This window comes from Streptomyces sp. TRM49041 (assembly GCF_008271805.1).
Taxonomy (GTDB): domain Bacteria; phylum Actinomycetota; class Actinomycetes; order Streptomycetales; family Streptomycetaceae; genus Streptomyces.
Genome location: NZ_VSRY01000167.1, coordinates 145092 through 152496, shown reverse-complemented (window position 1 = coordinate 152496; position 7405 = coordinate 145092). Strand labels below are relative to the sequence as shown.

The following is a 7405-nucleotide window of genomic DNA, read 5'->3' as shown; positions in this document are numbered from 1 at the left end:
GTACTCCAGTCGCACTTTGTGATCTGAGGGGCAGTGGAGCCTGGAGGTCATGCGAGGGCGGCAAGGCGTTTCTTGTAGTGGTGCCAGCGGGAGCGGGCTTGGTGGCGGCGTCGCCAGGCGGACCATTGCAGGTGGAAGGCCATGCGGCGGGCCGCGAGGGTGGTGGGCAGGTCCCGCAGAAGGGCTGTGAAGAGCTGGAACAGGCGGCGGGCCTCCGGGACGGTCAGGGCGATCTGGCCGAAGTCCTCGGGTGGTTCAGCCTCGCCGTCGGCGGGCAGGACCGGGGCCGGGTGCACGCGCCGGTCCAGGCTGGAGATCACGGCGAGCAGGGCGAGCGCGGCCATGGCGAGCACGATGTGCCGGCGCCAGGAGCGGTAGCGCCGGGCCTGGGTGTGGTCCAGTCCGACCGCGTCCTTCCCGTCGGCGAAGTCTTCTTCCACCGCCCATCTGATTCCGGCGATCTTGACCAGGCCGGGCAGGGCCATCGACCGGCCCTCGGGCACATACGCGTAGAAGAAGGCCAGGTCGGTGGGGTCGGCGAGGGAGCGTCGGACCAGCAGATGATGCCGGGGGCTGCTGGTGGCGACCTGGGCCCAGTCGTAGACACGCGGGCCCTTGGCGCCCTGTCCGCACGAGATCCGGTTCCACGCCCGCTTGGGGATCTTCTTCGCCGCGAGCAGGTCGGCCCGGATCGGTCCGACGCTGGTGGGCACCTGGAAGTTGACGCCGACGGCGAAGACGTAGCCGATGCCCTGCTCCTCGAAGAAGCCCCGCAGCTTGGTGCTGCGGCCGTAGACCTCGTCCCCGGCTGCCCAGTCGATGACCAGCCCCGCGGCCACCGCGCGGCGGGCCTGTTCCAGGGCGATCGCGGTCTTGGTGTGGAAGGTGAAGTCCCGTCCCAGTCCCGCGCGTTCGCATCGGTCGGGGTCCTTGGTCCAGTGCTCCTGGACGTACAGGTCGCCGTCGATCAGGCAGTGCCCCAGGGCGCTGGCGTAGGTGCAGTACACCGCGACCACGGCGTTGCTGACCTGCCCGGTCGTGCCGGTGTACTGGCGGCCGACGCCGGCGGTGACGCTGCCCTTCTTCTCCTGGCCGGTCTCGTCGAAGACCAGCACCGCGCCGGGCGCGGCCAGGTGGCGCACGGCGAAGCGCCGCACCGCGTCGCGGGCGGCCTCCTCGTCCCACACCGCCTGGTAGAGCAGGCGTTGCATCCCGAACGCGCGCGCCGCTCCGGCCTGCTCGGACAGGGTCCAGCAGTTCTTGCGTGGCAGATCGGCCAGCAGGCCGCGCACGTACGCCGCAGCGTGCGCCCGCGGCTCACGGCGGGCGAACAGCGGTGCCAGTTCGGCGGCGAGCTCGTCGAACTTCTCCTGGAACAGCGAGGGATCTATGCTGACGGCAGAGGCCCCCTGATCTTCATGTTGCGTCACAACACCATGATCAACAGGGGGCCTCGCCCATGCCCCGGCGCCCCCACGTCACCCGTCGCCCCGTCAGATCACGAAGTGCGACTGGAGTACTAGGGGGGATAAGGTGATTGGATTAGCTGACGTAGTCGATTCTCTGGATGAGATCAAGGAAGCGGTAAAGGAAGGTAGGGGGAAAGTGTGATTCCGCGGGTTAGGCGTCTTCCTCGGGAAAGGACCTGGCGTAACCGCGGACCCAAGCGGCGGTCAGCCGTGGGTCGTTGAAGCGGGGGCAGTCCGTCGGCGGCCGACCTGCTCGCGCGGCGGCGAGCCCGTCCCGGCGGGCGCGTAGCGCGTTCTCGCGGAACCCCAAAGGATCACCCCCTACTGCTTGAGTCGTTGGGCGTGCGCGGACTGGCGGGCGGTCTCGCCCGCTCCGCTCTTGACGCCGGTTACCTGCTCGGTGAACTCGGCGAGCGTGATTCGGGGTGAGACGTCTTCCCAATACCTGATCAGGTCTTCGCTCGCGCGGGCGTAGGCGACGTGTGCCGGCCCGGTGAACAGCGATCGGGGGTCGACGCCGGCGGCCTCGGCCTTCTTGGTGAGCATGTGGCCGCGGGTGGCGTCCTCGGCGGCGAGCCACTGCACGTAGATGTGCTCTTGGTACATCTCGCGTATCTCTTCGCGGCTGTACGCCTCGCGAGCCGCTCGGGCTTCGAGCTCGCGCTCGTACACCCATCGTTCGGTGGCGGACATGTGCTCGGTGCCGTCCGGGCCGCGCTCGACGTCGGCGCCGTACGGTCCCCAGTCGTCGGGGTCCGCGGGCGGTGGGTCGTCGAGGCGGATCGGGTGCATGGCGGCGTCGAGGGCGTCTCGGGCGGCGAGGGTGTCGCCGACCGTCGCGCCGGCCGCGGGCGGCGGCGGGGCGGGCGGGTGCCGGTTGTCGATCTCGGCGGCGATCCGCTCGGCGTCGTCAGGTGTCGCGTAGCGGATGCCCCACACGAGCAGCTCGTCGCCGAGTGCGGAGAGGTCGGCGGCGAGGCGCCCGCCGGCGAACAGTTCGTCGAGCGCCCGGCGGCGGTGGGTCTCGGCGCCGATCGCCAGACGGTCCTCGGGCACGTTCCGGGCGCGGGTGGCGAGGTCGCGCGAGGACATGCCGATTAGGTCGCGCCGGATCGCGGGCATGGCGGCGTCGATGTCGCGCCGGTCGGCCTCGGCCATGACGCGCAGCAGCCCCTCGTCGGCGAGGTGCAGTGCAACACGGGCGAGCTCGTCGTCGGAGAACTGCGCGAGGCTGTCGACCATGCGACCGCCGGGGCGGATGCGGTCGAGCAGCTCTTGCTCGTCGCGGCGGTCCGCCTCGGCGGCGATCCGGTCGCGGTCGTGCTCGTCGAGCACCCCCGGGCGCAGGGCGGCGCCGAGCTGCTCGTCGGTGAGTTCGGGCAGGGTGCGCTCGTCGCCTGCTCGCACGCGCGCGGCCTGGACTGCATCGGTCGGCGGGGGCGGCGCGGTGCTCGGGAGGTTGCCGGCCCCGGGCTGCTCGCGCTCACGTCGGCGGATGAGCTCGGGGTGTTGGGCGAGGTGCTCGCGCATCCGGCCCTGCCACTGCCGCACCCGTGTCTCGGCCGCCTTCTTGGCCTCGGGCGTGACCGCGGCGGCGCTGCGGTTCTTCCACTTCCTGATGGCGCGCTCGATCGCCCGCTGCCGCTGCGTGGCTTCGTAGCCGGCGGGGTCCTCGGAGTGTTCGACCGGGGCCCGGGTCACCCCCGGCAAGTAGGCCGAGGTCGAGTGCCGGCAGTTGGGGTGTTGCAGCCCGTGCCGGCGGGCGTCGGCCAGTGATCCGGCGACGTGAACCCGCACGGTGCGGTCGTCGTCGGTGGCGTGTTCGACCTCAATCGTTCGGGCGCCGCCCGGTCCGTCGAGGCTGAGCACCTTTCCCTCGAACGGTGCGCACAACGGGCAGTTGTGGGGGGCGTTGGAGACGATGACCAGACCGATACCGGCGGCGCGCAGCTTGTCGCCGTGCGCCTCGACCGCGGCCCGCCCGACGGCGGTTCGCACGGCCATCTCGGCGTAGCTGGTCATCTGCCACGCGCGCCCGCCCTTGTCGACGAACGTCCGCAGCCCTCGGTCGGCGAACCGTTCGACGGCGCGCTGCGCGGCCTGCCGACGGGTGTCGATACCGAGCAGCGGCGTCGCCGACACTTCGCTGATGATCTGTCGGTAACCGTCCTCGATGCCGCGCAAGATCCCGCGGTGTGTCTCGGTGACGAGTTCGATCGTCTCGGCGGCGAGTCGGTCAACGGCCCGGGTGTTGGGGGTGCTGTCGGCGATCCGCCGGCCGTCGGCATCGGAGAGGGCGCCGAGCTCGGCGAGGCCGGCCCTCGTCCCGATGTCGTACGCCTCGGTGACCGCCGAGAACACCTCAAGATCGAGGGCGGTCGCGAGGGCGTCGACGACGCCCTGCGCTGCTCGCCGTAGCGGCTGGATGTCGCGCAGCTTGGCGACCGCCCAACCAGGCGCGTCGAACCCGTCGGCGAGCTGCCGTGCGACGAGCGAGAGCAAGCGCTGCTCGGCGTCGGCGTACAGGTTGCGGACGCCGGTGGACAAATCCTCCACGAGGCCCGGAGAAACTGGCACTGACGGCACCTCCGGCTCAGTCGCTGGCGGTGGCGCCACCTGAGTAAGGCGGGCAAACCCATCCCGGGACATAATGCGAAATCACTCGAAGAGGTGAAATGCTTAGGCCACCCCTCTCCCTCCCGTTGAGTCAGCTGCGGCGTGCCATCACGCTAATTGGACACGCCGTATGCGTATGGAGGAACAGTGGTGGAGGAAAAGGGGGAGCGGCAACAGCCCAAGCCTGCCCCCAGTGTTGCGGTATATCTGATTGTGGGTGTTCCTGCACTAGCTGGAGTTATGGCGCTGATTGCCGCGCTGTCCATGTGGATCGCAGAACTTCCGGCGTCCCTAATTGTGGCGACCCTAGCTCTATCCGCAGTTATTTTCTCTTACCTGGGTGCCACCGTGCTATGGAGGTTCCTCGCCGTACGGGGACCTGCCCATGAGCATCCTGAAGTTCCGGAACTTTCCGATGCTATGTCTAAGACCATTCAGCTGGCGGTTACGGTTCAGGGTGTCGTACTGGGTCTCATTTTTGCCTTTCTGAGAGATCGCGCGGCCACTATTACAGTTCAAGTTGGCGCGGTTTCATTGGTGGTCGGCGTAATCCTCGGGCTTCTGCTGTATACGTTGGTGTCTTATGAGGTTTCCGCACCAGGCTGCCTTGTAATGGCTGGACTCCTGTCAAATTTCACAGTATGGAGCGCCGGTTACGGATTGACGTGCCTGGTGACCTCTCTGTTCGCTCACCCGTTCGCAATCAAATGACAGGACCGGGATATCTGCGATGGGACTCGAAATGCCCGATGAAATCGTTGCGGAGTTCGCGCGCGTTGATCTCTTCCACTTTGAGGGGGCTGGGCTAAAGTCCATCGATGAGTTTAGTCGGAGCTGGATGAGCGGCAATCCAGAAATCGAAGGGGAACTGCCGACGATCAGAGCTCTTACGCTTCTCGCTGCGGCTGAATACTCTCTAATCCCGGCAATTCTTGACACGAGCAAGGGGAGGCCATTCGTCGTAGGCAAGAATGAGGCACTTCTCGCACTGCTTAAGTGTGACACCACTCCCCTATACCCGGTTCACGTGGCCGCGAAGAATGAGCGGAGAGTCAGTGCGTATGTTTCACCGATTGATCTCTCGGTGTTCAGTGCTGACATTGCCAAGCTATTTCTGATCAACCCGGAGTGGTGGGATAAGCTCGCTAGCGCTAGTGCCCTTTGGGAGGCTGTGAGAGAGCTCGAAGCCTCGCATCGAGAGTGCCCTTACCCTCCTCTGCGACTGCTCGGTGAATCCGCACTCTTGCAAGTTCAAGGGCTTCTTTGGCAACTTCGATTGACGGTCGTAGGTCACGTCGGGTTTGAAGAAAGTGTGCCGGACGTGATCTCTTCATTCGTTCAGGGGGGCGGTGAATCTCTGCGGTGAGCGCCACCCCATTTAGTCAAGCTGCAACGCTTGCATGGGGTCGGGCACGGCTGCCCCAGTCTCGACGAGGATGCGCTTGACCTCGGCCTGCACGTCTGCCGCGTCCCACTCGGGATGGAGCATCCGAACCTTGGTCTCGGTCGAGACAGCTTGCGCCTGCTGGAGGAGGGAAAGAGTCTGCGCGAGCGAGGATGTGTCCTCGGTGATCGAGTCGCCGAACACGACCCTCGGTCGCTCGGGCACGATCCGCGGGGTGAACAGCGCCCGGTCAAGCAGCAGCAGGACGTACAGCATCTCGACCACGGGCGGCGACCAGTACCTCACTTTCTTGCCGCGGGTGATCATGCTCTTTCGCTCGCGTGCCTTGACCTCGGTCGCGGTAACCGCGGCGCCCTGGTCGCCGAGGCCGAACGTCGCCGCGGAGTAGCCGGCGCTCATTACGGCTTGTCGGGTGATCGCCGTCGAGGTGCGCTCGTGCTCGTCGACGCGGATGCGGAACTGATTCAGCGTGATTCCCGCGCCGCCCTGCTCGGTCGGCGGGATGTTGAGTAGCGTCCAGATTTCCCGGTCGTCGTCGAACGACGCGCCGCGGCCCGGTCCGTGGTCGCGCAAGTACCCGTCGGGTACGAGCAGCCGCGCGCGGGCGAGCCGCAGGTCGCGAATCCACGATGTCCATGTCGTGTCGAGGCTGTCGAACAAGTCGTACAGGGGCGCGCCGTAGTCGCTGCGCCCGAATGGCGATCCGCGGTGCTTGCGGTGGGGACGGATGTTGGGGCAGTAGGCGGCGGACATCCGGTCGATACCGGTCTCGATCGCGTCGCCCTCGGGGCCGAGCGAGGCGGCGAGCTCGGCGACGTCGGGGTGCTCGGTGAGCGGTACCCGTACGCCGAGGTTGTCGGGCGATCCCTGGTAGAGCGCGTGCTCGATCCGTCCGGGGGAGTGGCGTTCGAGGTGTCGCCACACGGTGACGGAGTCCGCGGCGAGCTCGCGCCAGAAGGTGACGGCGGCGAGCTGCCCCCAGCGCCATTCGGGCACGGCGGCGTCGGGGTGCACGGTGGTGAGCAGCGGCCGGTCGGAGAGTGACCGATCCCAGGTGACGCGCAGATAGACGCCGCCGAGCGCCGCGGCGACCTCGGCCGCTTCGAGCAGGGTGTTCGCGATGCCGTCGGACTCGGCGAGCTCGTCGAGTCGGTCTTGCGTCGAGGTGTCGGTGACGGTGAACTCGGGCGGTTCGCTGAACAGCAGGTCTGCCGAGGCGGTGGCGATGTCGCCGGGCAGGGGGATGTGCAGCCGGTGATCGGGGGCCCCGGGCTGCTGGGTGCGGTCGCGCCCCCACAACCGGCGCCGGCCGTCGCGGCGCTGTGGGTTGCTGCGGTAGACGTTGGCGAGCTTGTCGCGGTCACCGGAGTACCACGCATCATCGACCCGCAGCTCGGCGTAGTGCCGAGCGAGGGCCGGCGGCGGCCACGGTGCGCCGTTGTCAGGCAGGGGCACAGCTCACCCCCCGCCGACGGTCTCGGGCACGCAGCGCTGCGCACGGCCGGCAGTGCCGGGTGCCGTTCCTTGCGATGTACGTGTTCGCTCGGTTGAACCGGTGCCCGCGGGCGCAATGCGTCTGGCGGGCGCGGCGCGCGGCGGGGCTGAGTCCTCGCCGGATGTTGGTCCGGGTGGTGACCACGTCGAGGTGGTCGGGGTTCACGCAGTGCCGACGGCGGCACAGGTGGTCGATCACGAGCCCCTCGGGGATCGGGCCCCGTGCAAGCTCATAAGAGACGCGGTGCGCGTACTGCGGCCGGCCGGCGACCTTGATCTGCCCGTACCCGTTGGGCTTGACGTGCGCTGTCCAGTCCCAGCAACCGAGCGGGCCGGCGGCGACCTTGTCGAGGAACCGGTCGGTCAGATCACGCACGCGACCACCCCCTCGGCCTGCTCGGGCCCCGGGCGCAGCGCAGCG

The 7405-nt window shown here is 68.0% G+C and carries 7 protein-coding genes; 2 read left to right on the top strand and 5 right to left on the bottom strand.

The annotated features are described in order from the left end of the window. Positions 1 to 47 precede the first annotated feature (47 nt). The 3 genes from FVS66_RS30710 to FVS66_RS30705 all read right to left on the bottom strand — a co-directional run bounded on the left by FVS66_RS30710 (position 48) and on the right by FVS66_RS30705 (position 4046). Positions 48 to 1430, bottom strand: a complete 1383-nt coding sequence (locus tag FVS66_RS30710) for an IS701 family transposase (RefSeq protein ID WP_149180870.1) — start codon at positions 1428 to 1430, stop codon at positions 48 to 50. 190 nt (positions 1431 to 1620) lie between these two features. Next, positions 1621 to 1779: an Rmf/CrpP family protein gene (locus FVS66_RS36655; RefSeq protein ID WP_316248236.1), complete on the bottom strand. Its 159-nt coding sequence runs from the start codon at positions 1777 to 1779 to the stop codon at positions 1621 to 1623. An 11-nt stretch (positions 1780 to 1790) separates the two neighbouring features. Next, positions 1791 to 4046, bottom strand: a complete 2256-nt coding sequence (locus FVS66_RS30705; protein ID WP_149184510.1) for a phage minor capsid protein — start codon at positions 4044 to 4046, stop codon at positions 1791 to 1793. A gap of 186 nt (positions 4047 to 4232) precedes the next feature. Here FVS66_RS30705 and FVS66_RS30700 point away from each other — a divergent pair, with 186 nt between their 5' ends. Next, positions 4233 to 4796: a hypothetical protein gene (locus tag FVS66_RS30700; RefSeq protein WP_149184509.1), complete on the top strand. Its 564-nt coding sequence runs from the start codon at positions 4233 to 4235 to the stop codon at positions 4794 to 4796. A 19-nt stretch (positions 4797 to 4815) separates the two neighbouring features. Continuing rightward, positions 4816 to 5451 carry a hypothetical protein gene (locus FVS66_RS30695; RefSeq protein WP_149184508.1) on the top strand — a complete coding sequence of 212 codons (636 nt, stop codon included), beginning with the start codon at positions 4816 to 4818 and terminating at the stop codon, positions 5449 to 5451. A 12-nt stretch (positions 5452 to 5463) separates the two neighbouring features. Here FVS66_RS30695 and FVS66_RS30690 read toward each other — a convergent pair whose 3' ends face one another. Then, positions 5464 to 6945 carry a phage portal protein gene (locus FVS66_RS30690; protein WP_149184507.1) on the bottom strand — a complete coding sequence of 494 codons (1482 nt, stop codon included), beginning with the start codon at positions 6943 to 6945 and terminating at the stop codon, positions 5464 to 5466. Continuing rightward, complete coding sequence (locus FVS66_RS30685; protein WP_187645762.1) at positions 6932 to 7360, bottom strand: HNH endonuclease signature motif containing protein; 429 nt, start codon at positions 7358 to 7360, stop codon at positions 6932 to 6934. The genes FVS66_RS30690 and FVS66_RS30685 overlap by 14 nt, the downstream gene beginning before the upstream one ends. Between the last annotated feature and the right edge of the window lie 45 nt (positions 7361 to 7405).